The sequence below is a fragment of the Chryseobacterium daecheongense genome (assembly GCA_027920525.1).
Taxonomy (GTDB): domain Bacteria; phylum Bacteroidota; class Bacteroidia; order Flavobacteriales; family Weeksellaceae; genus Chryseobacterium; species Chryseobacterium proteolyticum.
This window is the reverse complement of sequence record CP115858.1, coordinates 3963381-3989062: the sequence shown is the minus strand read 5'-3', so window position 1 is coordinate 3989062 and position 25682 is coordinate 3963381. Positions and strand designations below refer to the sequence as shown.

Annotated in this window: 29 protein-coding genes; 20 read left to right on the top strand and 9 right to left on the bottom strand. The window is 36.3% G+C overall.

The annotated features are described in order from the left end of the window. Positions 1 to 69: 69 nt before the first annotated feature. Together PFY10_17845 and PFY10_17840 are read right to left on the bottom strand one after the other, a co-directional pair. Positions 70 to 399 (bottom strand): 2Fe-2S iron-sulfur cluster-binding protein, encoded by a 330-nt coding sequence (locus PFY10_17845; GenBank protein WBV56063.1) that lies wholly within the window; start codon positions 397 to 399, stop codon positions 70 to 72. A gap of 12 nt (positions 400 to 411) precedes the next feature. Beyond that, positions 412 to 1467, bottom strand: coding sequence for an NAD(P)/FAD-dependent oxidoreductase (locus PFY10_17840; GenBank protein ID WBV56062.1), 1056 nt, complete (start codon positions 1465 to 1467; stop codon positions 412 to 414). A 150-nt stretch (positions 1468 to 1617) separates the two neighbouring features. Between PFY10_17840 and PFY10_17835 the strand changes: the two genes are divergently transcribed. After that, the gene (locus PFY10_17835; GenBank protein WBV56061.1) at positions 1618 to 2388 is read left to right on the top strand and encodes a DUF3108 domain-containing protein; all 771 of its coding nucleotides are present in this window, start codon (positions 1618 to 1620) and stop codon (positions 2386 to 2388) included. A 44-nt stretch (positions 2389 to 2432) separates the two neighbouring features. Here the strand turns inward: PFY10_17835 and pheS are convergent, their stop codons facing one another. After that, positions 2433 to 3443, bottom strand: coding sequence for a phenylalanine--tRNA ligase subunit alpha (pheS, locus tag PFY10_17830; protein ID WBV56060.1), 1011 nt, complete (start codon positions 3441 to 3443; stop codon positions 2433 to 2435). A gap of 130 nt (positions 3444 to 3573) precedes the next feature. Next, positions 3574 to 4233, bottom strand: a complete 660-nt coding sequence (locus PFY10_17825) for a YceI family protein (GenBank protein ID WBV56059.1) — start codon at positions 4231 to 4233, stop codon at positions 3574 to 3576. Positions 4234 to 4308: 75 nt separating this feature from the next. On the opposite strand from PFY10_17825, the gene PFY10_17820 reads away from it, so the two are divergent. After that, positions 4309 to 5244, top strand: a complete 936-nt coding sequence (locus PFY10_17820) for an ABC transporter ATP-binding protein (protein WBV56058.1) — start codon at positions 4309 to 4311, stop codon at positions 5242 to 5244. 307 nt (positions 5245 to 5551) lie between these two features. Here PFY10_17820 and PFY10_17815 read toward each other — a convergent pair whose 3' ends face one another. Beyond that, a complete protein-coding gene (locus PFY10_17815; GenBank protein WBV56057.1) occupies positions 5552 to 5896 on the bottom strand; it encodes a zinc ribbon domain-containing protein YjdM in 345 nt (114 codons plus the stop codon). Between the two features lie 219 nt (positions 5897 to 6115). On the opposite strand from PFY10_17815, the gene PFY10_17810 reads away from it, so the two are divergent. From PFY10_17810 to PFY10_17725, 18 genes are all read left to right on the top strand, one after another. Next, entirely contained in the window at positions 6116 to 7321 is a 1206-nt protein-coding gene (locus PFY10_17810; protein ID WBV58961.1) for an RsmB/NOP family class I SAM-dependent RNA methyltransferase, read from the top strand. A 195-nt stretch (positions 7322 to 7516) separates the two neighbouring features. Then, the gene (locus PFY10_17805; GenBank protein ID WBV56056.1) at positions 7517 to 9181 is read left to right on the top strand and encodes a GLPGLI family protein; all 1665 of its coding nucleotides are present in this window, start codon (positions 7517 to 7519) and stop codon (positions 9179 to 9181) included. A gap of 323 nt (positions 9182 to 9504) precedes the next feature. Continuing rightward, complete coding sequence (gene asnB, locus PFY10_17800; protein ID WBV56055.1) at positions 9505 to 11178, top strand: asparagine synthase B; 1674 nt, start codon at positions 9505 to 9507, stop codon at positions 11176 to 11178. 216 nt (positions 11179 to 11394) lie between these two features. Beyond that, positions 11395 to 12204 (top strand): hypothetical protein, encoded by an 810-nt coding sequence (locus tag PFY10_17795; protein ID WBV56054.1) that lies wholly within the window; start codon positions 11395 to 11397, stop codon positions 12202 to 12204. 236 nt (positions 12205 to 12440) lie between these two features. After that, the gene (locus PFY10_17790) at positions 12441 to 13841 is read left to right on the top strand and encodes an MFS transporter (protein ID WBV56053.1); all 1401 of its coding nucleotides are present in this window, start codon (positions 12441 to 12443) and stop codon (positions 13839 to 13841) included. Between the two features lie 117 nt (positions 13842 to 13958). Then, the gene (locus PFY10_17785; GenBank protein WBV58960.1) at positions 13959 to 14834 is read left to right on the top strand and encodes a pirin family protein; all 876 of its coding nucleotides are present in this window, start codon (positions 13959 to 13961) and stop codon (positions 14832 to 14834) included. 121 nt (positions 14835 to 14955) lie between these two features. Then, the gene (locus PFY10_17780; protein WBV56052.1) at positions 14956 to 15273 is read left to right on the top strand and encodes a GNAT family N-acetyltransferase; all 318 of its coding nucleotides are present in this window, start codon (positions 14956 to 14958) and stop codon (positions 15271 to 15273) included. Between the two features lie 60 nt (positions 15274 to 15333). Then, a complete protein-coding gene (locus tag PFY10_17775) occupies positions 15334 to 16233 on the top strand; it encodes a pirin family protein (protein WBV56051.1) in 900 nt (299 codons plus the stop codon). 33 nt (positions 16234 to 16266) lie between these two features. Continuing rightward, positions 16267 to 16800: an NAD(P)H-dependent oxidoreductase gene (locus tag PFY10_17770; GenBank protein ID WBV56050.1), complete on the top strand. Its 534-nt coding sequence runs from the start codon at positions 16267 to 16269 to the stop codon at positions 16798 to 16800. Next, complete coding sequence (locus PFY10_17765; GenBank protein ID WBV56049.1) at positions 16800 to 17378, top strand: TMEM175 family protein; 579 nt, start codon at positions 16800 to 16802, stop codon at positions 17376 to 17378. The genes PFY10_17770 and PFY10_17765 overlap by 1 nt, the downstream gene beginning before the upstream one ends. Further along, complete coding sequence (locus tag PFY10_17760) at positions 17378 to 17596, top strand: (4Fe-4S)-binding protein (GenBank protein ID WBV56048.1); 219 nt, start codon at positions 17378 to 17380, stop codon at positions 17594 to 17596. The genes PFY10_17765 and PFY10_17760 overlap by 1 nt, the downstream gene beginning before the upstream one ends. After that, the gene (locus tag PFY10_17755; GenBank protein ID WBV56047.1) at positions 17596 to 17994 is read left to right on the top strand and encodes an OsmC family protein; all 399 of its coding nucleotides are present in this window, start codon (positions 17596 to 17598) and stop codon (positions 17992 to 17994) included. Before PFY10_17760 ends, PFY10_17755 begins: the two co-directional genes overlap by 1 nt. A 1-nt stretch (position 17995) precedes the next feature. After that, entirely contained in the window at positions 17996 to 18280 is a 285-nt protein-coding gene (locus tag PFY10_17750; GenBank protein ID WBV56046.1) for a GNAT family N-acetyltransferase, read from the top strand. Between the two features lie 109 nt (positions 18281 to 18389). Beyond that, positions 18390 to 19889 carry a sodium:solute symporter gene (locus tag PFY10_17745; GenBank protein ID WBV56045.1) on the top strand — a complete coding sequence of 500 codons (1500 nt, stop codon included), beginning with the start codon at positions 18390 to 18392 and terminating at the stop codon, positions 19887 to 19889. A gap of 36 nt (positions 19890 to 19925) precedes the next feature. Continuing rightward, positions 19926 to 20447 carry a hypothetical protein gene (locus PFY10_17740; protein WBV56044.1) on the top strand — a complete coding sequence of 174 codons (522 nt, stop codon included), beginning with the start codon at positions 19926 to 19928 and terminating at the stop codon, positions 20445 to 20447. 107 nt (positions 20448 to 20554) lie between these two features. Further along, the gene (locus tag PFY10_17735) at positions 20555 to 21406 is read left to right on the top strand and encodes a transketolase (GenBank protein WBV56043.1); all 852 of its coding nucleotides are present in this window, start codon (positions 20555 to 20557) and stop codon (positions 21404 to 21406) included. 32 nt (positions 21407 to 21438) lie between these two features. Then, positions 21439 to 22602, top strand: a complete 1164-nt coding sequence (locus PFY10_17730; GenBank protein ID WBV56042.1) for a hypothetical protein — start codon at positions 21439 to 21441, stop codon at positions 22600 to 22602. A gap of 10 nt (positions 22603 to 22612) precedes the next feature. Next, positions 22613 to 23560, top strand: a complete 948-nt coding sequence (locus PFY10_17725) for a transketolase family protein (protein WBV56041.1) — start codon at positions 22613 to 22615, stop codon at positions 23558 to 23560. Between the two features lie 77 nt (positions 23561 to 23637). On the opposite strand, the gene PFY10_17720 is transcribed toward PFY10_17725, so the two are convergent. The 4 genes from PFY10_17720 to PFY10_17705 form a co-directional block, all read right to left on the bottom strand. Then, positions 23638 to 24051: a nuclear transport factor 2 family protein gene (locus tag PFY10_17720; GenBank protein WBV56040.1), complete on the bottom strand. Its 414-nt coding sequence runs from the start codon at positions 24049 to 24051 to the stop codon at positions 23638 to 23640. A gap of 2 nt (positions 24052 to 24053) precedes the next feature. Continuing rightward, positions 24054 to 24581: a TetR/AcrR family transcriptional regulator gene (locus tag PFY10_17715; GenBank protein ID WBV56039.1), complete on the bottom strand. Its 528-nt coding sequence runs from the start codon at positions 24579 to 24581 to the stop codon at positions 24054 to 24056. A gap of 108 nt (positions 24582 to 24689) precedes the next feature. Continuing rightward, on the bottom strand, positions 24690 to 25097 hold the full coding sequence (locus tag PFY10_17710; GenBank protein WBV56038.1) for a hypothetical protein: 408 nt from the start codon (positions 25095 to 25097) through the stop codon (positions 24690 to 24692). Between the two features lie 38 nt (positions 25098 to 25135). Continuing rightward, entirely contained in the window at positions 25136 to 25606 is a 471-nt protein-coding gene (locus PFY10_17705) for an AsnC family transcriptional regulator (GenBank protein WBV56037.1), read from the bottom strand. Positions 25607 to 25682 lie beyond the last annotated feature (76 nt).

Below are 25682 nucleotides of genomic sequence, written 5' to 3'. Positions count from 1 at the left end.
ATTTTCCAATACATAAAAAAAGTCCTGAAAAAAAATTTCAGGACTTTTATATTTTAAGTTAAAAATTTTCTAAGGATAAGGAGCAATCTCTACTTCCAGCCCTTCCATGTCTTCCACGATGTGCAGCTGACATCCTAATCTGCTGTTTTCCTTCACATGGAAAGCTTCAGCTAACATAGCATCTTCTTCATCTCCCATTTCAGTTAAGCCCGGATCATTGATCACATACACCTGGCAGGAAGCACACATAGCCATTCCTCCACAAACACCGATTGTTCCTTCTTCTGCTAATTCATAAGAACGGATAACTTCCATTAAATTCATAGACATATCCGTTGGCGCAATAACATCGTGCGTTACACCTTCCCTATCGGTAATTTTTATATTGATATCTGACATAATTTTGCAAAATTAGTCAATTTTTTTCACAACTGCTTTTTCTGCTTCTTTACGGCTTCCGTCGAACCCGTCTACTCCACTCACAGTAGTATATTTAAGAACATATTTTTTCCCAGGGTTCAATCTGTTATAAACACTTTGACACATTAATGTTGCTTCATGGAAACCACATAAGATCAATTTTAATTTACCCGGATATGTATTAATATCACCAATAGCGTAAACTCCGTCAATATTTGTCTGATAATCCAGCGCATTGTTTACAACGATGGCATTCTTTTCAATATTCAGCCCCCAGTTAGCAATATCTCCTAACTTTGGAGTTAAACCGAATAAAGGAATAAAATAATCAGTTTCAATATCATGAGCTTCTTCACCATCTACCTGAACGGTGATCGCTGAAACTTTTCCTTCTCCTTTTATTGCAGTAACCTCGGCAGGGGTAATTAATTTTATTTTTCCCTGGTTCTTTAAATCCTGAACTTTTTCTACGGAATCCAATGCTCCCCTGAATTCATTTCTTCTATGGATCAAAGTCACTTCACTGGCAACGTTAGATAAGAAAATACTCCAATCCAATGCTGAATCTCCACCTCCTGCAATAACCACTTTTTTATTTCTGAAGTGTTCAGGCTCCTTAACAAAATATTCAACACCTTTTTCTTCGTAATCTGCAATATTTTCGATGGTAGGCTTCCTTGGCTCAAAAGTTCCTAATCCACCGGCAATAGCAACCGCTTTCGCTCTGTGAACCGTTCCTTTATTCGTAACAACCTCAAACCATTCCTCATCTACTTTTGTAAGCGTAACCGCCGTTTCGCCTAAAGTAAACCCAGGTTGAAACTGCTTGATCTGCTCCATTAAATTATCTACCAGATCACCGGCATTTACCGAAGGATAACCCGGAATATCGAAAATAGGCTTTTTAGGATAAAGCTCGGCAAGCTGACCTCCTGGTTGTGGAAGTGCATCTATAATATGGCATTTCATTTTAAGCAAACCTGCTTCAAACACTGCGAAAAGTCCAGTTGGTCCGGCTCCTATAATCAATATGTCGGTAGTAATCATAATAAAATTTAATTTTACATATAACTGCAAATTTACTAATTTTAACGCGAAGCTGATTTAATTGAGTCTAAATAAAAACCTGAGATTTATCAAATAACGGGTAAAATAGAAAAATTTTAATTTTGGCAGCGTTTTTGTAAAAACCATATTATGAAGAAAATTCTCAATATCATTGCATTATTCGTATTCTTTCTCGGTTTTGGCCAGATTGATAATATAGCAGATGGCGAATCTATTACTTTCAGGATTCATTACGGAATACTAACTGCCGGAAATGCAACGCTTACAACTCAAAAAACAACTTACAAAGGAGCTCCCCACCTCTATGTAAAAGGAACGGGACAAACCTCCGGTGCTGTAAAAGCTTTTTTTAAAGTGGATGATCTTTATGAGAGTTTCATTGATATACAGACGGGACTTCCCAGTTTCTACGTTCGAAATGTAAAAGAAGGAAGCTATCGCCAACATTTTGAAACTGTGTTCAACCATGACAACAATACACTGATCCTGACGGATAAAAAAACACCGGCTAACGGCTCCAAAGTAATCAAGTCTGTAAAAGGAATACAGGATATGCTTTCCTGTTTTTATTATCTCAGAAGCCAAAGCCAGACGGAGCTTAAAGTGGGTACGGTAATTAATATGAATGTTTGGATTGATGATGAAATGTTTCCTTTTCGTTTAAGGGTTGTAGGTACCGAAAATTTAAAGACAAAGTTCGGAGTCATCAATTGCTTAAAAATCGTTCCGTCAGTAATGAGTGGAAGAGTATTTAAAGATAAAGAGGGAGTAACCATGTGGGTTTCTAATGATGCTAATCACGTTCCTATGTTACTTAAAGCTGAATTAGCTGTCGGTTCTTTAAAAGCAAGTATCGACGATTTTAAAAATGTAAAATACCCCTTAAGGTTTTCTAAATAAAAAGCCACTAACAAATATAAAAAAGCCTCTACCGGAGGCTTTTTCTATAGTGTCTTAAATTGTTCTAAAGTTCTGATATCGTTTTCAAAGAACATTCTGATATCGCTCATTTGATAAAGAAGCATTACAATCCTCTCAATACCCATTCCGAAAGCATACCCAGAATATTTTTCCGGGTCAATATTTACATTTTTTAAAACAGCCGGATCTACCATACCGCAACCCATAATTTCCAGCCAGCCTGTTCCTTTAGTAATTCTATAATCCGTTTCAGAGTTTAATCCCCAGTACACATCGATTTCAGCACTAGGTTCAGTGAAAGGGAAATAAGAAGGTCTCATTCTGATTTTGGACTTTCCAAAAAGTTCAGTAGTAAAAAACTGGATGGTTTGCTTCAAATCCGCAAAGCTTACATTTTCATCGATGTATAGCCCTTCAATCTGATGGAAAATACAATGAGAACGGGAAGATACCGCTTCATTTCTGAAAACCCTTCCAGGAGATAAAATTCTTATTGGGGGTTGGTTTTCCTCCATATAACGAATCTGTACTGAAGAAGTATGCGTCCTCAAAAGAATATCAGGATTTTGTTCAATAAAGAAAGTATCCTGCATATCTCTTGCCGGATGATATTCAGGAAGGTTAAGTGCCGTAAAGTTATGCCAGTCGTCTTCAATTTCAGGTCCATCAGCTACCGCAAAACCAATAGATTTAAAGATCTCAATAATTCTGTTCTTCACCAGGTTGATAGGATGTCTCGATCCCAGCTCCAAGGGAAAAGCAGGTTTTGTAAGATCATCTTTCTCTACTACGACGGAAGATTCAGAAGCGCTTTTCAGATCTTCTAATTTTATGGCAATAGCCTGTTTTAAAGAATTCACTTTCTGCCCGAATTCTTTCTTCTGATCGTTTGGAACTTCCTTTAATGTTTCGTAAAAATCGTTTAGAACTCCTTTCTTACCATTATACTTGATTCGGAAATTTTCGATCTCCTCTTTAGATGTAGTATTGAAGTTATTTACCTCAACGAGTAGTTCTTCTATCTTTTCTATCATTATTTTACCCTTTCAAAATGTTTTGCAAAAATACGATTTTTCAGTTTAAAAACTTTCTTATTTTATCATAAAAAATCTGCCCCTTATTCAGAGGCAGACTTCAATCACTTATTTCACTTAAATAAAAAAATTATTTCTTTTCTAAAGCTTTAACGTTGATCTGAAGAGTTACCTCATCTTTAATCACTCCGTTTTCAGCAGGAGCCTGGAATTTCACACCAAACTCTTCTCTTTTAATATCTTTAGGTTCAGTAGCTACGGTTACTTCACCTTCTTTTACAGACACATTAGCTTTAAGCTGAAGCGGCTTGGTAATTCCTTTAATCGTTAAATTACCATCCAATAGAGTATTATAATCACCTTCAGCTGCCGGTGTAACTTTAGTAATTTCATAAGAAGCAGTTGGAAATTTTTCAACTTCAAAGAAATCCCCGCTTTTCAAATGCCCGTTCAGTTTTCCTAATTGCTCTGCGTCATCTTTTAAATCCACAGATGTTAATGAATTCATATCAGCAACGAACTTTCCACTTTCTAATTTTCCGTCTTTCACTGTAAGATCACCGCTTTCAAACTTAATTGTTCCGAAATGGCTTGTACTTTCAGATTTGAAGACTTTATATCCCTTCCACTCTATTTTACTATTTAAAGTATCCAATGCATATTGAGCACCTTCTTTTGTTGTCGTAACATCATTACTTTCACTTGTAAGCGGTTTGTCTTTTTTACAAGAAACAACAACAGCTGTAGCAAAAACGGCAGGGATAACGAAATAAAACAGTTTTTTTCTCATTTTTGATATTTTTTTATTACGTTCGCTAAGATAATAAAAAAAATAATTCTTTTTTAAAAATACTACATTTGTAATATGCTATTAGAGATAAACAATCTTTATTTTTCACATCGTAAAGACCAGCCTCTTTTTCAAAACCTCAATATACGATTTGAGGAAGGGAAAATCATTGCCCTGGCCGGTGAAAGCGGCTGTGGAAAATCTACATTATTAAATTTAATTTATGGACTTTTAGACTGGGAAGGCGGTGAAATTATTTTTGACGGCACTCCACTTATGGGCCCGAAAGGCAATCTTGTTCCCGGAGAACCTCAAATGAAATTTGTTGCACAGAATTTTGACCTGATGCCTTATTCCACCGTTGCAGACAATGTGGGTAAGTTTATTTCAAATATCAATCTATCAAAAAAAAGAGAAACCGTTCATGAACTTCTTGAAGTAGTAGGCCTGCAGGAATATGCTGATGTTTTCCCAAAAAATTTAAGTGGCGGACAGCAGCAAAGAGTTGCTATTGCGCGTGCTTTGTCTATATTGCCTAAGCTCCTGATCCTGGACGAACCTTTTAGTAATATTGATTTTCCAAGAAAAATAGAACTTCGGGAAAGGCTTTTCAGGTATGTAAAGCAACATAACATTTCCTTAATCATCTCAACTCATGAACTTCAGGATATTATACCTTGGGTAGACCAGATCGTTGTTCTTCAAAGTGGAAGACTGATCCAAAACACCCATCCGGAAGAAACTTACAAAGAACCTTACAATCCTTATGTTGCTAAACTTTTTGGGGAAGTAAATATTTTCACCGATCATGAAATGAAGAATTTTGGGATCTCTAAATTTTCCTATTACCCGCATGAAATTAAAGTTTCGGAAAACGGTATGGATGCAGAAGTTCTGGAGAGCAGGTTTGCCGGTAACCATTATTGGAATAAAGTAAGAGCAAAGGAAAAGGATCTCGTTTTATATACCAACAGCAAGATTGAAGGCCCCGTTAAAATTGTCTTTGCATAAAGCCGAACTGCTAAATGGCGGAAAAAACAAAATTAACATATTCTTAATATGCTTATTGTTAGTTTGTGGATAAAAGTCCGGATTTCGGAAATTCATTTTTAAAACTTTTTATTACATTTGTAATTCTATAGCATAAGGAAACTTTTGGTTAATTCTCTTTCTGCCTCCTGGACGAACATTAGCAGAATCCTGCAATCTAGTCTTTGAAAGATTACACTGTCCAATCTTTTCCTTTTTTTGTTTCCTATAACTTCTTACATATCAAAAATGCGTCCCTAAAGACGCATCAATGAATATATTATCAGGTTTACGCTTTCTTAACAAACTCTGATTTCAAAGCCATCGAACCAAAGCCGTCAATTTTACAATCGATATTATGGTCACTATCAGGTCTCAGACGGATATTTTTCACCTTTGTTCCCGCTTTTACAGGTTTTGGAGCTCCTTTTACCGGCAGGTCCTTGATAACCACTACAGAATCACCATCCTGTAACTCATTTCCATTGGAATCAAGTATCTTGCCTTCATTGGCTGTTTCCGCAGCTGCCTCATCAGCATTCCATTCATAAAAACACTGGGAACAAACCGTCATGTTGTCGCTAGGATAAGTAAATTCGGAACCACACTTCGGACAAAGAACAATATCACTCATATTTTAATTTTTTGCAAAGGTAGAGTTTTTTAAAGGATCAAGTCAACAGAAAGGTTTAGAGATAAGATCAGGTATCGGGAGAAAAATCACCCACCCTATTTATCTATTTATGTATTAACTATCAACATCTATCGTACCTCCTGTTTCCCATCTCCTTCATCAATCTCAAATCTCAACTATAATTTGTACTTTTGCAGATTGAAAACAGCAGAAGCAATTATGGAACTTATTCACAGAAACCTGGCAATCGGAATTCACGATGCCCTACAGGAGACATTTTTTGAAAAAAACAAATACGCTGATAAAGTTATTGAAAGACTTTTAAAGGCTCACAGAAAATGGGGAAGTCAGGACAGAGCCGTTGTTTCTGAGATTTTTTACAATATCATCCGTTGGAAAAAGCGTTTGGAGTATTATATGGGAGAAGGTGTAAAACCGAATAACATATACAAACTCATTCTTGCTTATTTGCTTTGGAGCAAAACAAACTATAAAAAGTTTGAAGAGTTCGACGGGATAAAAATCGCTGATATCATTACAAAGCTAAAAAAAGATACTGTTCCTACAAAAGCTATTGAGCACTCTATTCCTGAATGGCTGGCTGAAACCCTTGAAAAAGAATTAGGCGCTGGCTGGGAAAAGGAAATGAGAGCTTTAAATGAGCAGGCTCCTACTGTTTTGAGAGCAAATTCTCTTAAAACAACGCCCAGAGAACTGATCTCCGATCTATCTGATGAAGGTATCATCTCTTTTACCGTGAGAAATTATCAGGACGCTGTACAGCTGGAAGAAAAAAAGAATGTTTTTTTAACAACAGCTTTTAAAGAAGGATTATTTGAAGTTCAGGATGCTTCTTCACAAAAAATAGGATATTTCCTTGATGTAAAAGAAGGACAAAGAGTAGTTGATGCATGTGCAGGAGCAGGAGGAAAAACACTTCACCTCGCAGCACTAATGCAAAATAAAGGACAGATCATCGCTTTGGATATCTTTGAATGGAAACTAGCAGAACTAAAACGCCGTGCCAAAAGAGCAGGCGCTCATAATATTGAAACCCGTATGATCGCGGACAATAAAGTGATCAAACGTCTTCACGAAAAAGCAGACAGGCTTCTTATTGATGCTCCTTGCTCAGGCTTAGGAGTTTTAAAAAGAAATCCTGACAGTAAATGGAAAATCGACCAGGATTTCATTGATAGAATCAAACTGGAACAACAACAGATCCTTCAGGATTATTCTAAAATCCTTAAAAAAGGTGGAAAAATGGTGTATGCCACATGCTCTATTTTGCCTTCTGAAAACACCGGACAGGTTAAGGAATTCCTTAAAAACAACCCGGACTTCAAACTTATTAAAGACGAAAAAGTAATGCCTAGCGAAGGATATGACGGATTCTATATGGCTCTTATAGAAAGGTTAGCCTAACCAGCCTTACATTATAAATATACTAACTACTCCATTTTCTGGAGTAGTTTTTTTTACAATACATCATTAATCAAAAAAAAAATTTCTCAATATTCGTAACATTTCGTATCCTTGGAATACCTATTCATGAAATGCCATTGAATTTACAGGTAGACATTTGTAAGACATTGTATATTTGTGATAAACCACCCGCACATGTGTAAACGATTTTTATTTGCTTTCTTTGCTTTTCTGTATTATGTTTCATCTGCCCAAACCTATGAAATCCAGTATACCAATTCTTACAACGGAAAAATACAGACAGAGCAGTCACCGACTTTTATATGGGTTAACGGCAGTGAAAACTTTATCCTTAATAACTCTATCAGGGAACAAAAGAGCGAATATCCGTTTGAAATTACAAAAATTGAAAAACCTTCAAATACAATTGTATCATACGGGTTTTTAAAGCCTGATGAGATTATTTCTACTGCCGATAAAGAATCAGTAGCCAAACAGACCTTTGAATTAACCAATGAAACAAAAAAAATTCTCGGCTACACCTGCCGGAAGGCTGTCACTAAAATCAACTCCAACACCATAGAAATCTGGTACACAGGAGATTTAAAGATAAGTGGCGGACCTTCAGTGCTAGGACAAAACCTGGGATTGGTTCTGGAAATTGAAAGAAATAAAAATTCTCTGATTACTGCCACTTCTATTAAAAAAGTAAAAAAAACCAATATTGCGGATATCATTAAAGGGCCCATTACCTCTACAGATCTTTTAGGTTACAAAGACCAGCTTTGGAAAAGCCGCTTTACTACTTTGAAAGTTTTTGAAAACGAAATGATCAACTTCTCGGACGAATCCAAATCCAACGAAAAGATAAAAAGATTTGCAAATGGAACAATTATCTTAAAAAAGGTAAAGTTTCCAAAGATATCTGAAGGAGAAAATGTTTTCATTGAATTAAAACAGCAATCCAATGGTGATGCTTATGACAGAACAGGAACCGTTTTCTTTATTCCTCAGAATAAATCGCAATCCTTTTTTGATGGCCTGGAAAAAGGTGCTAAAACACTTCCGGTATACGAAAACGGAAATGGAAAGCAATATTATGGCATTATCCCTACAGATAATTATGATCCGAGCATTGAAATGATGCGCTTCTTTACCGCATTTGGGATTCAAAAATTCAACCACATCCAGCTAAAAGGAAAAGACTGGCAAACAATCAGTCCATACCGTCAGGATATTACAGAACTAAAGCCTTCTTTATCTGATAAAGAATTATGGATTGGAACCTTTATAGGAAACTATGATAAAGGTGGACATACAGTAAATCTGGAGATCACGATTCATAAAAGTGATCAGACTGTTTATAAAAACAATACTGTAATTCCGTTGTTCAATACCGTCAACATCATGGAAATGGCGGGACAGGATTATTCCACGATGTTTAATGCCGAGAAAGGACTCTTCGTAGAATTCACTCTAAAAAAAGATCTGAAAAATGCGCAATTACGTTATATAACGACAGGCCATGGCGGATGGGAAAACGGAGATGAGTTCGTTCCGAAAGTCAATTCCATATTTGTAGATGGAAAAATGATTTTCTCTTTTACACCATGGAGAACAGACTGTGGTTCATACCGTTTATATAACCCTGCATCAGGAAATTTTCCGGATGGACTCTCTTCATCAGATTTAAGCAGATCAAACTGGTGTCCCGGGACTATTACGAATCCAGAATTTATTTCATTGGGAGATTTAAAGGCCGGAAAACACAGTATCCAGATCAAAATTCCTCAAGGCCCTACAGAGGGCACAAGTTTCAGTTCATGGAATGTTTCCGGGGTTTTATTAGGAATTCAATAAAAAAACAAAACCTTCTCGTGATATTAATCACAAGAAGGTAAAAACACAAATGATGAAAAAAAATTATTTCGAGCCACAAAGTAAAAGTAAAAATTCATATAATTAATTACCATATATTAATAAATATCCCATTTTAATTTCGTATAGCTACACATAGTATTCTTCTGTAAGAAAAATATTAACCAAAATCATATTTATCATTCAATTTAATTAATTAAATTCTTTAAAATAGATTATTTAATTAAAAATATTAACTTATATTTAATTAATGTTTTCTTTTTTAAATTACAAGTCTATTTTTGCTCCTAAATAAATGATAAAAAATGTGTGGAATCGTATGTTTGTTTGACGCAAAACAAAAAACAGAAATATTAAGACCTCAGGTCTTGGAAATGTCAAAAAAAATCCGTCATAGAGGTCCGGATTGGAGTGGAGTTTTTCAGAATGAAAAAGTGGTGTTTTCTCACGAAAGATTAGCCATTGTAGATCCTACATCCGGAAAGCAGCCTTTATTTTCTAAAGATGGGAATATTGTCTTAGCCGTAAATGGAGAAATATATAACCACAGAGAACTGAAGGAAGAATTTCCCAACTATGAATTTCAAACCCAATCCGATTGCGAAGTTATTTTAGCACTTTACGAAAAGTATGGTAAAGACTTCCTGGAAAAGCTTAATGGTATTTTCGCATTTTCGTTATATGATATCAAAAATGATGTTTATCTCATCGCGCGGGATCATATGGGAATCTGCCCGCTTTATCAGGGATGGGACAGAAACGGCAACTTCTATATCGCTTCAGAATTAAAAGCACTGGAAGGAATTTGTAAAACCATTGAAACCTTTTTACCGGGGCACCTTATTTACAGTAAAGACGGTATGGAGCTTCAACAATGGTACACAAGAGACTGGACCGATTTTGATCATGTGAAGGATAATGAGAGCGATATACAAAAACTGAGACAAGGATTAGAAGATGCAGTTCACAGACAGCTTATGAGCGACGTTCCTTATGGAGTACTATTATCGGGAGGATTGGATTCTTCTGTAATTTCAGCGATCACTGCAAAATTTGCCCGTCAAAGAATTGAAAGCGGAGATACCCAGGAAGCATGGTATCCGAGACTGCATAGCTTCGCAGTAGGGTTAGTAGGATCTCCTGATCTTACAGCAGCACAAAAAGCAGCAGAACATATCGGCTCTGTCCATCATGAAGTTAATTTTACCGTTCAGGAAGGACTAGATGCTATACGCGATGTAATTTATCATCTGGAAACCTATGACGTAACAACCGTAAGAGCTTCTACTCCCATGTATCTTTTAGCAAGAGTAATCAAATCCATGGGCATTAAAATGGTACTATCAGGTGAAGGTTCTGATGAACTTTTCGGCGGATATCTATATTTCCATAAAGCTCCGAATGCCAAAGAGTTTCACGATGAAACAGTAAGAAAATTAGGAAAACTTCACCTTTATGATTGTTTAAGAGCCAACAAAGCATTGATGAGCTGGGGAATTGAAGGACGTGTTCCCTTTCTTGACAAAGAATTCATGGACATTGCTATGAATATTAACCCTAAAGATAAAATGATTGATACCGCTGATGGCAAAATAGAAAAATGGATTTTAAGAAAAGCTTTTGAAGATATCCTACCGGAATCTATTGTCTGGAGACAAAAGGAGCAATTCTCCGATGGCGTAGGCTATTCATGGATTGATACCTTGCGTGAAGTGGCAGAGAAAGAGGTTACGGACGAAATGATGGCGAATGCAAAATTCAGATTTCCATTGAACACTCCTCAGAATAAAGAAGAATACAGATACAGAACGATCTTTGAAGAACATTTCCCAAGTGAAACGGCGGCAGCAACAGTTCCGTCTGTACCATCTGTGGCTTGTTCCACTCCTATTGCACTGGAATGGGATGAAGCTTTTAAGAAAATGAACGATCCAAGCGGAAGGGCTGTAAAAGTACACGAAACTTCTTATGAGGGATAATATTGGGGGGATAATCAAAGGAGTTTTTGTACACCCTGGTAAAAAATTTTCCAACTCACCTTTCAAACCCTTGGGAACTAAAATTTATTAATCCTGTAGCAATACAGGATTTTCTTTTGAATAAACATCAATAATATTAACAGATTTTAACTAACAATCAAAAATAGTATCTAATAAATAATTATATTTGGAAAACGAAAAAATCAATATTATAAAATGAGAAGAACCGTTACTATCTTTTTTGCTTTATTATCTATAAATTTTGCTTTTGGCCAGGGTAAATTTGGTAAATATCTTAACTCAAAGAAACTTGCACTTACTTATAAGACTGTAAAGGACAACGAAAAAGAAAATTATTATCAACAATATTACTGGCTTGCGAAAGCTGAACAATTAAAAACCTATCCGCACCTTAAGGATGTAAAGCCAGTTGTTCTCTATGAATTTGTGAAAAAAGTAAACCCACAGAATCCAACCAAAAAGCTGGATGCCAGAGGAAAAGAACTACGCGAAACAGCTGAATTATCTCTAAATCAATACTTTAAGAATAAGAATTTTGAAAACAATGCCGTTTTAATGTATAATCTTGAAACGTATGTTGATCCTTCTCAGGGTGAGTACTTCACAAAGGTAGATCCTGAAAAAATCAAGGAATTGGTGCCTAAAGAACTTTTTGCCTTCAATTCCCTGAATAGAAAAACTCAGGAGGAAAAGACTTATTACCTTTGGATAGACAAGAAAAAAGATGATTTTAAAATTGTAGATATTATTCCGAGTGAAGAAGATAAAAAGTTTTATGCTTCACTAAAACAATATCTTCCCAACTATAAGTTTTCAAAATATGTTCCTTCTGTAAAAAAAGGGAACAAAACCGATAAAACAGATGTGGATTACTATTACATCATGCCGTTTGAGCAAAATACAGATAACATCGAGTATAAAACAACAGATTTTAAAACTTTCATTTTAAGCCAGTACAGAAAAGCCGGCGATGAATGGAAAGGAGTAGAAAAAACTAAAAAATAAATCAAAAAGTCCTGTGAAATCTCACAGGACTTTTTTAATTTTATACATATTTCTTTATCTAAGAAACAAGTCTTTTAAGTTTCAAAATACATTACATTAGATAATGGCCGGAAGAGAGGGAAAAAACCTGTTCAATCCATTTATTTTTATTCCAGAATGATCTCTTCAATTTGCCTTGATCGAAATAGCAAACTTATCGAAAGACTAAATTATATAAAGATCCTAGCCGATATAACATGTCTGAAACCAATTCATCTCTAACGTCGATTAAAAAAATCCTTCCACTGATTCTTGCTACCGCTATTTTCATGCAGATGCTTGATTCTACAATTCTGAACACTTCTTTACCTTCTATTGCCAAAGATCTAAAAGAGTCTCCGCTCAATATGCAAAACGCCATAATCAGCTACGTTCTGACTCTGGCAGTTTTCATGCCTGCGAGCGGCTTTTTAGCAGATAGATTCGGAACAAAAAGAGTTTTCATCTTCTCCCTGGTTCTCTTCAGCCTGGGTTCCTTATTCTGTGCATTATCGCAAAACCTCACTCACCTTGTTATTTCAAGAGTTATCCAGGGAGTGGGCGGCAGTTTAATGACACCCGTTGGAAAATTAGCCCTCATTAAAACCTTTGATAAAAGTGAATTATTAAAAGCTATGAATTTCGCTATCATTCCCGCTCTTATCGGTCCTGTATTGGGGCCGTTGGTTGGTGGTTATATGGTAGATTATTTATCCTGGCACTGGATATTCCTTATTAATATCCCAATTGGCTTTTTAGGGATTATTCTGGGAATTAAGTACATGCCTAATTACAAGTCGAAGGACGTTGATTTCGATCTCAAAGGCTTTATGATTTTTGCAGCAGCCTCCCTCCTGCTATCCATTTCTCTTGAACTTTTTGGAGATCTTCAGAATATAACACCGGTTCTTCTGATCTTTATCTTAGGATTTCTCTTTCTATATTATTATTATAAACATGCAAAAAAGGAAGGAAATCCTATATTTCCTTTAAATCTTTTCCAGGTGCGAACTTTCCGTGTGGGAATTGTAGGAAATCTGGCTACCCGTCTAGGAATCAGTGCTGTTCCTTTACTACTTCCCCTGATGATACAAATCGCCTATAAACAAACAGCAGTTACGTCTGGCTGGATCGTTGCTCCCATGGCTCTGACAGCTATACTCGGAAAATCATCAGTCATTAAAATCCTGAATAGATTTGGTTACCGTCAGACGTTAATGGTTAATACATTCGTCATTGGAACATTAATATGCATGCTGGCCATTCCTGATATTCATACGAATCTTCTATGGTTCATCCCGATCATAGCGGTTTTAGGCTTTTTCAATTCTATCCAATTCACCTCCATGAATACCATTTCCATTGCTGATTTAAGAAATTTCCAGACCAGCAGTGGTAATTCATTAATATCTGTAAATCAACAGCTCGCCATTGGTTTTGGAATTGCTTTTGGTCTTATTGTTCTAAAAATATTTGAAAGTACCGATCTTATTAAAGGAGAAATCCATAATGCTTTCCGCTATACTTTTCTTACAGTTGGTTTTCTCACAATATTATCCGGATTGGTATTCCGAAGACTTCATATTTCAGATGGCAAGAATATGAAATCAAAGGAGTAACCCTATTGTTTCGACTATAATAAGTCATGAAAATCAATCTAATCCGAACTTAACACAGATCAATGCAATTGATTCTTATCTACTCTATTTTTGTTATTATAAAAAATCAACATTATGATGACAACTAAAAAAGTAGAAATCGTAGTATCTCCAAAGCCTGCCCATTTTGTAGGTGATGGGTTCAGAGTTCATAATTTTATACCCGGTGCATCAGGATTAGATATGAAAAGAATGGATCCTTTTATTATGCTCGATTATAATTCAAAATTCCATTTTAACGGATCTGAGAAACCAAGAGGAGTTGGAGTACATCCGCACCGAGGTTTTGAAACTGTAACCATAGCGTATCAGGGAAAAGTAGAACATCACGACAGTTCGGGAGGTGGTGGTATAATTGGTCAGGGAGACGTTCAGTGGATGACCGCTGCAAGAGGTGTTTTACATAAGGAATACCACGAAAGGGAATGGTCTAAAACCGGTGGAATCTTTCAGATGGTTCAGCTTTGGGTGAATCTTCCAGCGCAGGATAAAATGAGCAAACCTAAATATCAGGCCATCAAAAACTCCGATATGAAGATCGTTGATCTGAAAGAAAACGGGTTTATTGAGGTGATCGCAGGGGAATATTCAGGAAACAAAGGACCTGCATATACCTTTACTCCGGTACACATGATGAACGCAAAATTAAAATCCGGAGGAAAAGCTGATTTTAATTTTCCTGCTCACTTTAATACTGCTGCCCTTATCATTGAAGGGAGTATTATTGTGAATGGAAATGAAAAAGCAAAAACCGATCAATTGGTATTATTTGAAAACAAAGGAGAGGAATTTAGCATTGAAGCCAGTGAAGACGCAGTGGTACTGATCATTAGTGGAGAGCCAATCAATGAACCCATTGTTCCGCATGGCCCTTTTGTAATGAATACAAGAGAGGAAATCATGCAGGCTTTTGAAGATTTCAACACCGGAAAATTCGGATATTTAGAAGATTAAGCATACAGAATTTGGCAATAATTAAATAATCTTAATCTTAAGTCGGTTATTTAATTATTGCTTTTTATTACCTTTAACATAATACTTTTACTTTTTAAGTATACAGACAAAAATTTAAACAATGAAGCCAGAGTTTGAAAATATTCCACTTGTAAAAAATGAATCAAAAAAGAGATTCGAAATTGAAGTAAATGGGCATTTTGCTTTCATTGATTACCGTGAAACCGACAGTCAGATCATTTTAATTCATACGGAGGCTGACCCAGAATTGGCAGGTACCGGAGCTGCCGTAGCAGTTGTAGAGAAAACATTGGTTTACATTGAAGAAAGTCTTAAAAAACTACTCCCGTTTTGTCCTTATGTTTTTGCTTATATTAAAAAGCATCCGGAATGGAAACGCATTGTGGACATAACGTTTGAAAGATATGACCAGCTTTAATATCTAAAAAAGCTAAATAATTTAATTAAATAACACTAGCAATCGTAAAGAATCATAATTATGTCAAATATTGGACTTATCATAGAAGAAAAAGCCGCAGATATAGGAAACTTTTTAGTCGGAAGACTTTTACCTTTCCGTGAAAAAAGAGCCGTAGGCCCATTTGTTTTTATAGATCACATGGGACCGTCAGAATTAAAAGATTATCAAAACCTGGATGTACCACCTCATCCCCATATCGGATTATCCACTTTAACTTATCTTCTGGAGGGATCTATTTTTCACCGTGACAGTATCGGAAGTGCCATGGAAATAAAACCGGGAGCCGTCAACTGGATGACAGCAGGAAAGGGAGTGGTACATTCCGAAAGAACTCCGGAATATTTAAGAGAAACTGATAAAAAATTACATGGTTTTCAAATCTGGGTAGGCCTTCCAAAACATCTGGAGCAAAGTGAACCGACGTTCCATCATACGGAGGCAGATGAACTTCCGGTTTGGGAAAATGGAGACATCCACTACAAACTAATTGCCGGAGAAGCCTTTGGAAAAAAATCTCCCGTTCCCGTTCATAGTAAGCTTTTTTTCATTGAGATAAAAACAAAATCGGCACAAAAAATCAGCATCGGACAGGACTTGTACGGTGAAGCGGCCATGTATGTTCTGGATGGCACTGTAAATATCGAAGGAAACACCTATGGCTCGAAACAATTGCTTATTGCAAAGGACACCAAGCTATGTGAGTTTGAAATGAGCGAAAATGCAACCGTCTATCTTTTCGGAGGCGAACCCTTTGAAGAAGAGCGCTTTATATTCTGGAATTTCGTAAATTCGGATAGAGAAGTAATTGATCAGGCTAAAGTAAACTGGAATGACCAGAACCACGATGCCTTTCCTTTAGTTCCAGGAGATGAGGACGAATTTGTTCCGCTTCCTAAAGCAATTCTGAACAGAAAATAATTCCGGACAGAAATTTTATAACGACAAGACACCATGAAAATATTAGCATTTGCGGGAAGTAGCTCTTCCACCTCTATCAACAAAGAACTGGTTAAATTTGTTTTGAAGGATTTTCAAAATGAAGATATTAATTTAATTGACCTTAACGATTATACAATGCCTGTTTTTTCTGTAGATCTTGAAAAAAAAGGATTCCCGGATGCCGCACATCAATTCTTAAAAAGAATCGAAGACTGTGATGTTATTATTTGTTCACTGGCCGAACATAACAGATCATACAGCGCTGCTTTTAAAAATATATTTGACTGGGCTTCAAGGATTAATGTGAAGGTTTTTCAGAACAAGCCCATGCTTCTCATGAGCACCTCACCGGGTGGTTATGGTGGTGGAAATGTAATGAATACAGCCAAAACGTTCTTCCCCCAGTTCGCAGCGGATATTAAGGAAACCTTCTCCTTACCGAAATTCTATGAAAACTTTGATCTGGAAAGTGGTGTCATAAATCCGGATATGCTCAAAGAGCTGAATGAAAAAATCAAAAATTTTAAAACAGAGATTACAAACTGATGACCAAAGGAAGACTGGAAGCGTTCAGTGATGGTGTTTTGGCCATTATCATTACCATTATGGTACTGGAACTTAAAGTACCGGAAGGTGACAGCTGGGCAAGTCTCAAACCGATTATCCCAAAAGTTCTGGCTTATGTCTTTAGTTTTATCTATGTGGGAATTTATTGGAACAATCATCATCACTTGTTCCAGGCAGCCAAAAAAATCAACGGAACTATTCTTTGGGCAAATTTGCATTTACTGTTCTGGCTCTCTTTAATGCCGATTGCTACGGAATGGATAGGTACTACACATTTCGCTAAAAACCCGGTTGCTGCCTATGGAATCGGATTGTTCATGTGCGCCATAGCCTATACAATTATGGAAAACTTAATTGTCCGCTGTGAGGGAGAGAATTCAAAGCTAAAAGAAGCCATCCATTCCAGGTTTAAGGAATATATTTCAATTGTATTTTATATATCCGGAATCGCGACTTCATTTTTTTATCCTTATATTGCTCTATGTTTTTATTACATTGTTGCTCTTATATGGCTGATTCCAGACAGAAGAATCGAAAAATTACTAAAAGAAGAATAATGGAAACACACGAATATACCAACGGAGATCTTACCGTAGTCTGGATGCCTAAGAAATGTATCCACTCTGCAGTTTGTGTAAAAATGTTACCCCAGGTTTATAATCCAAAGGACAGACCATGGATCAAGGTAGAAAACGCAACAACTCAGGAACTCATCAATCAAATAGAACAATGTCCTTCCGGGGCATTGAGTTACAAAATTAATACTGAAAAATAATGGGCGTAACAGTAAAAGCAAGTTTAGGAAAAACAAAATACTATACAGAAGTAGTAGCCGGTGAAAATAAAATCATCACGGATGAACCTTTAGATAAAGGAGGGCAAAACAAAGGATTCAACCCCTTTGAGATTCTTGCCACTTCTTTGGCAAGCTGTACTGCTGCAACCTTAAGAATGTATATTGAAAGGAAGGAATGGGATGTGGAAAAAATCAACGTAGAGGTTGATCTGGAAAATTTCCCCCTTACCAAAAGAGCTGTTTTTAAAAGAGATATCAGCTTTGAAGGAACCAACCTCGATGACGAACAATTGAAAAGGCTGCATACGATTGCTGATGCGTGTCCGATACATAAGATACTAACAAACGATATAGAAATATTAACCAAATTTTCATAATATGATAGAGGTAAAACAAAACAACGACGAAAAACACGGAAGTTTTGAGGCTTTCATAGACGGAAACCGCGCAGGGCTAATGACATACACCTGGGCAGGAGAAGAAAGATTCATTATTGATCATACGGAAGTAGAGGAAGCTTACAACGGAAAAGGCGTTGGCAAAGAAATGGTTTTAGCGGCGGTAGATTTCGCAAGAAAACAAGGCAAAAAAATAATTGCACTTTGTCCTTTTGCGAAAGCTACTTTCCAGAAAAACGAAGATCTTCAGGACGTCGTAGTCTAGTTAACAGGAAAAGGCAGATGAAAAACCTTTCAGGACAGATCCCTGAAAGGTTTTTCTTTTTTATCAGAACATAAAAAAACTATATTTGTAAAATTTTAATTACAAAAATATGTCTCCAATTATATTACTGTCCATTATCGTTGTATACTTTGCGCTGCTTCTCTGGGTAGCTTATAAAACCGGTAAAGGAAGTGACAACGAGAGTTTCTTCATTGGAAACCGTAAAAGTAATTGGATGCTTGTTGCCTTTGGAATGATAGGAACTTCACTTTCCGGAGTAACTTTTGTGAGTGTTCCGGGAGCTGTGGGTAAAGACAGTTTCTCCTATCTGCAGATAACCCTGGGCTATCTTATCGGGTATATTACCGTTGCATATGTATTGCTTCCTTTGTATTACCGCCTTAAACTCACTTCCATCTACGGCTATCTTCAGCAGAGAATGGGACAGCTTTCTTACAAATCTGGAGCCTGGATATTTATTGTTTCAAGGTTGGTAGGAGCTACAGCAAGATTGTACCTGGTTGTCAATATCCTACAGGTAACCATATTGGACAGCTTAGGAGTTCCGTTCATTGTGACCACTCTCATCATTCTGGCTATGATTATTTTATATACCTATGAAGGAGGAGTAAAGACCATTGTGTGGACCGATACCCTGCAGACTTCCTGTATGCTTCTGGGACTGATTATCTGCACCATCTACATGCTGAACCACCTGGATCTTAGCGTTGGACAAAGTTTGAGTGCCATGAGCAGTAAAGGTTATACGAAAATATTTGAAATGGATTTTAATTCTCCGGGGTTCTTTATCAAACAGATTCTTGCGGGAGCATTTATTACCATCACCATGACCGGAATCGATCAGGAAATGATGCAGAAAAGCCTTTCCGTAACGAAACTGAAGGATTCTCAGAAAAATATGGTAACCTTAGGATTTATTTTGTTAGGAGTAATATCATTGTTCCTGTATATGGGAGGCCTTCTTTATCTTTTTGGAGAAAGCCAGGGAGGTCACCTTACAGAGGTCATTGTAGATGGTATCCCCAAAAAGGAGTTTATACTGAACGGGAAAGATATTTTTGGAGATAAGATTTTCCCTGAAGTGGCATTAAACCATATGCCCGGGTTTATTTCAATTATCTTCATCATTGCTTTAATTTCAGCTTTATTTCCAAGTGCAGACGGAGCCATGACAGCACTTACCTCCTCTTTGTGTATTGATATCTTTGGAATGAAGGAAAAGAAAGAATGGACAGATCATAAAAAGGAGAAATTCCGTAAAAATGTTCACCTTCTGGTAGCGCTTTCTTTCCTGGTTATGGTAATTATTTTCAAGGTCATCAATGATAATTCCATGATCGGATTGATCCTGAAATTAGCAGGATTTACATACGGACCTCTTTTAGGACTTTTCGCTTTTGGTATTTTTACTACATACAAGGTTAAAGACAAACTTGTTCCTTATGTTTGTATTGCAGCGCCTATTATATCCTATTTTATTGATAAGTATCAGACGCCTATTTTCGGAGACTTTAAAATAGGACTGGAATTACTGATCATCAACGGACTATTAACATTCCTGGGGCTTTTAATCATCAGAAAAAAATAAAATCAATAACCAAACTCAAAATAATTAATACATACCATGAAAAAAATCTTTCAGCTTTTATTGGGTCTTTTGGCTTTCAGCTTTGTGTCAGCACAGGAAAACTTTGAAGTTTCAACCCTTAGAATAGGCCCTTATAAAGTATTTATGAAAAGTGCGGAGATAGAAAAAATTTCAGGAACAAAACTGAAAATAACCGACGGAGAATATAAAAACTCTGTAAAATACAATGGTGAAATCCTTATGATCAGCACCAGCCAGGAATATGATAATGACGGAAAAGAAACTAATCGATATAGTATATATGGAATTTCCACAACCAGCAAAAAATTCAGAACCAAAAGTGGTATTGGTGTAGGCAGTACAAAAGATGAGATTATTAATGCTTACAAAAATTATCCTAGCTATAGTGCATATCCGGGATGGGATGATAAGGGCAAGCCCATTAAAAATCAAAGTTATTTCATTCTGAACGACAGTGATGCCTCAACCATATTGTCTTTTAAATTGGTTGATAATATTGTTACCGAGATTTCAGTATCGCTTAATGAAGGCTGCTAAAAGCCTCAAATCTTTAAATAATTCAAAATCCGGGCATTCCGTCCGGATTTTGAATTTCCATAAGCCAGTAAAAAATCGTAAATTCGCGTGCAAATAAATCAGATATAATGAGTAAAAGTATCGAAGAGTTGAAATCTCTTACTACACAAATCAGAAGAGACATTTTAAGAATGGTTCACGCTGTTAATTCAGGACACCCTGGTGGAAGCTTAGGATGTACGGAATTCTTTACAGCGCTTTATGGAAAAGTATTGAACTATCATCTTCCTTTCACTATGGAAGGTAAAAATGAGGATCATTTCTATCTTTCCAATGGCCACATTTCACCTGTTTTTTATTCTACTTTGGCTAGATTTGGCTTTTTTCCGGTTGAGGAATTAAAGACTTTCAGAAAGCTTGATTCAAGATTACAGGGACATCCGACTACTCATGAGGGATTACCTGGAATCCGTATTGCTTCAGGTTCTTTGGGACAAGGACTTTCTGTAGCTTTAGGGGCTGCCTTAGGTAAAAAATTAGACGGAGATAAATCATTGGTTTACTCACTTCATGGTGATGGTGAATTACAGGAAGGACAAATCTGGGAAGCTTTAATGTTTGCTGCGGCAAAGAAAGTGGATAATATTATTTCTACGATCGATTACAATGGTCGTCAGATCGATGGTGATACTGATGATGTATTGAGTTTAGGTGATCTGCATGCTAAACTGGAAGCATTTGGATGGACTGTATTAGAAGAGAAAAACGGGAACGACCTTGAAGCGGTGATTGCTATTCTTGAAAAAGCAAAAACAGAAACAGGTAAACAAAAACCGGTAGCGATCCTTCTTCATACTGAAATGGGTTATGGAGTGGATTATATGATGGGAAGTCATGCTTGGCATGGTAAAGCGCCTAATGACGAGCAATTAGACACAGCATTTAAGCAACTTTACCTGGAAGCTCCTGCAGATTACTAATATCTTTGATTGTCACAATTATCAAGTATTCCATGAAAAAATTCATCATAATCTGCTTGCTTACAAGCTTTATTTTAGGAGTCGCTCAAGAGAAGAAAATTTCTTTCTCCAAAGTGTTTAATTATCAAATGATTGATAAGAAAGCTTCTTTACTTACCCTAAAGATGTATGCAAGTAAGAATAATGAATTTCTCACCCGTCTGAACATTAAAGAGATTCCTATGTATTATTATACCGACGCATTGGGAACAAGTACGGTTTCATTAGAAATGAACAGCCGTCTTACTGGTTCAGGTTTGAGTGCTTTGATGTATTTGGGCTACAGTGGCTATGATTATGGAGAAAAGGAAGAGTATACTTTGGAAGCCAGAAAACTGGATACAAAAGAAACTATTCTGGGAATGCCCTGCTCACATTATCTGGTCAACTACCGTTCAAAAGATGGAACGAAAAAGGAAAATGAAGATTTAAAATTGTGTATTGATGATCAATCGTCTATCAATAACATGTCTGTATTTAACGGACTTTTGAATCAGTATCTTCCGGGCGTAAAAATGAAAAGCTCCGGCCTGAAAGGCCTTATTTTAAAAGTGGGTCCTGAAAAAACGTATGATAAAGAATACTTTGTACTGGAATCGGTAAAAGATTCTCAAGATCAGGTATTTTTTGATCATAGAAAAGCAATGATGGACAGACAAAGAAAACAGGACTCTCTGATGATTGCCTACAAAAAGCAGGAAGAAGAATATGCAAAGGCTGATTCCGTATATGCAACAACTGATTCTACCGCTATCGTAGCTGATTCTGCTGCTACAGCCGCAGTTCCATATGCTGATGAGACTTATTATTATATTCCCGACTATGTTTCTTCATATAAGGAGAACCAGGATGAAGAAGGAAGTTTGGCTATTGCAAACATTCCGGCTGAGACTCTTTGGAAAGGACTGCCTAAGCATTGTAAAAATTTCGAAAAAGATCTTCCAACCTTTAAGCTTAAAGAAGTAAAAGGACATTTGAGAAATTATGTGGGTCAGATGTGTGATATGTATCTTACACAATCGACAGGACACAATGTAGGTATCAAACTTACTTTGGATGAAATAAGAAGAGAAGTTCTTTACCTTAATACGATTCAGGAAAAACTTGATCAATCTGATAAAAAGAAATTAAATAATTATTTAAAAACTCTAGATTAAAAAAATAAAAATGAAATATACATATACAGAAAAAAAGGACACACGTTCAGGATTCGGAGCCGGATTAGCTGAGCTTGCAGATAAAAATCCAAATGTAGTAGCACTTTGTGCAGACCTTATCGGATCTTTAAAAATGGAGAAATTCATTGAAAAGGCACCGGAAAGATTTTTCCAGGTAGGAATTGCTGAAGCCAATATGATCGGTATCGCTGCAGGTCTTAGTATTACAGGAAAAATTCCTTTTACCGGAACGTTTGCCAATTTCTCTACTTCCAGAGTATATGACCAGATCCGTCAATCTGTTGCCTATTCAGGAAAAAATGTAAAAATCTGTGCTTCACATGCCGGGCTTACATTAGGAGAAGACGGGGCTACTCACCAGGTCCTTGAAGACATTGGTATGATGAAAATGCTTCCTGGAATGACGGTAATCAATCCGTGTGATTACAACCAGACAAAAGCAGCTACTATTGCTATCGCTGATTTTGAAGGTCCTGTATACTTAAGATTCGGAAGACCTACCGTTCCTGTATTCATTCCTGAAGATATGCCTTTCGAAATCGGAAAAGGAATTATGTTGCAGGAAGGAACAGATGTTACAATCGTGGCAACCGGACATCTTGTTTGGGAGTCTCTTGTAGCTGCAGATGAGCTTGAAAAAGAAGGTATCTCTTGTGAGGTGATCAATATCCACACTATTAAGCCACTTGATGAGGAAATTATCTTAAAATCAGTTGAAAAAACCGGCAAAATAGTAACTGCTGAAGAGCACAATTATTTAGGAGGTTTAGGAGAGTCAGTTGCGGGAATGTTGGCGAGAAAAAGACCAACAAGACAAGAATTTGTGGCAGTAAATGACACTTTCGGAGAGTCTGCTACTCCTGCTGAATTGATGAAGAAATACAAGATTGATGCTGCTGCTGTAAAAGAAGCCGTAAAAAGAATTTTAGGGAAATAATTTCTCTGACAATTTTTATATACATAAAAGCATCCCAGATGGGATGCTTTTATTTTTTACAGAATCGCGTTCTGCTGTTATTTAAATTTGCGTTCTTCTTCCTTAATCGCTAAATCATTGATGCTGGCATATCTCTTTTTCATAAGTCCGTTTTCATCAAACTCCCAGTTCTCATTTCCATAGGCTCTGAACCACTCTCCATTTTTTGTCTGATATTCATATTCAAAACGTACGGCTATACGATTATCGGTATGTGCCCAGTATTCTTTCTTAAGCCTATAATTGAGCTCCTTTTCCCATTTATGACGGAGAAATTCAATGATCTCTTCTCTCCCGTTCACAAACTGGTCTCTGTTTCTCCATTCACTGTCTTGAGTATACGCTTTAGAAACCCTTTCAGGATCCTGACTGTTCCAGGCATCTTCTGCTAACTGGATTTTTTCTTTTGCCGTTTCAAGGGTAAAAGGTGGAAGTGGGTGTTTCTGTTCCATTTTTATGGTATTAAATTGGTGATTATCTTTTTTGATTTTTCTATAAGTTCATTGGATCTAAACAACTGGCTTTCTATAATACTGCTCTCTAAAAGCATGTAAACATGATCACTGATTTCAGCATCATCCACTATTTTCATAAAGTAATTACGGAGATCTGTTTTATGATGTTGAATTACATTAAGAATCTTGGTATTATCAGTTGGAATTTCAGATAAGATATTGAGAAAGCTGCAGCCCCTGAAATTCTCTTTTCGATTCATGTCAATCAGGAAGTCAAAAGCAGCCATTACTTTCGATTTAGCACCTCTTTTCCCTGCCGTAAAGGTTTCAAGTTCATTGAACCAGTAAGTATGCCTGGTATTCAAAAACTCAACACACAAATCTTCTTTGGACTTAAAATACTGATAAAAACTCGCTTTGGCTACACTCGCTTCTGAAATGATCTGATTGATCCCTGTAGAGTTGTATCCCTGGGTGGAAAATAATTTCATTGTCGTTGCTACGATCCTTTCTTTTGGAGATATCATAAACCAATATATTATTGAAACAAAGGTAGAAAAAAATAGTAACATACAGACAGGTCTGTCTGTTAATTTTCAAATAAAAAAAACCTTCATTACGAAGGCTTCTTATTTTTATTTGAAAAATTTCCATTTAGGAATTATTGCAAGCATCCCAAATCCTGTGAAGAGGAAAAGATTGGTAACATCCGTGTACAGGAATGTTGAAAGATAATAGTTGTGCATAAAAAAATGCAGAACCAGCAAAGCAGGAAAAGTAAATATGCCTATCTTCCTATAAAAAAACATCAGTATGAGACTTATCATCATAAGAATGTCTATAGAAAAGATGACATAAAAATACCATCTGGGAATATTAAGGTATTCGTGCTGCAGGTATTCATCTACATCTATCCCCAATCCCATGATTGTAAATAACATTAAAGATGCAAATGCTAAAATAAAACCCCATCCCTTCTTTGGGTCCTCATCAAAGTAACTGTATTCTTCCATAGGTACAAAAATAAAGAACTTATGAATCATATCATAAGTTCTTCTATAATTATTCGTTTAGAATTTGATTAAATAGAAATAGCGTTGATTAGTCTATTTTTATCACTTAAGTATTCTTCCATGGAAATCATACTTTCTGTTCTCATAACATCCTGAATATCGTCTATCTGATAGATAATTCTTTTCGCGTCTTCCGTATTCTTCGCTCTTACTTTACAGAAAATATTATATTTTCCAGAGATCACACTCGCCTCGATTACGTTTGGAAGAGTTGATAACTCTTTTAAAACTTCCTGAGTACGGTTTGATTTAGTTAAAAGAATTCCGATAAAAGCAGTAAAGTGATAATCCAACTTACCATAATCGATATTAAGGGATGACCCCAAAATAATACCTGCATCTTCCATTTTTTTCACTCTTACGTGAATTGTACCCGCAGACACATCCATCTGTTTAGCAATTTCAGTAAAAGGCATTCTTGTGTTTTCTACTAAGAAATCAAGAATCTTTTTGTCTATTTCGTCCAGTTGATAGTTCATATTAGTTAAATTACAATTTTTTTAAAAAATCTATGTATTTTTTGCAAATCTATAAAAAATAATTTAACTAAAAAAA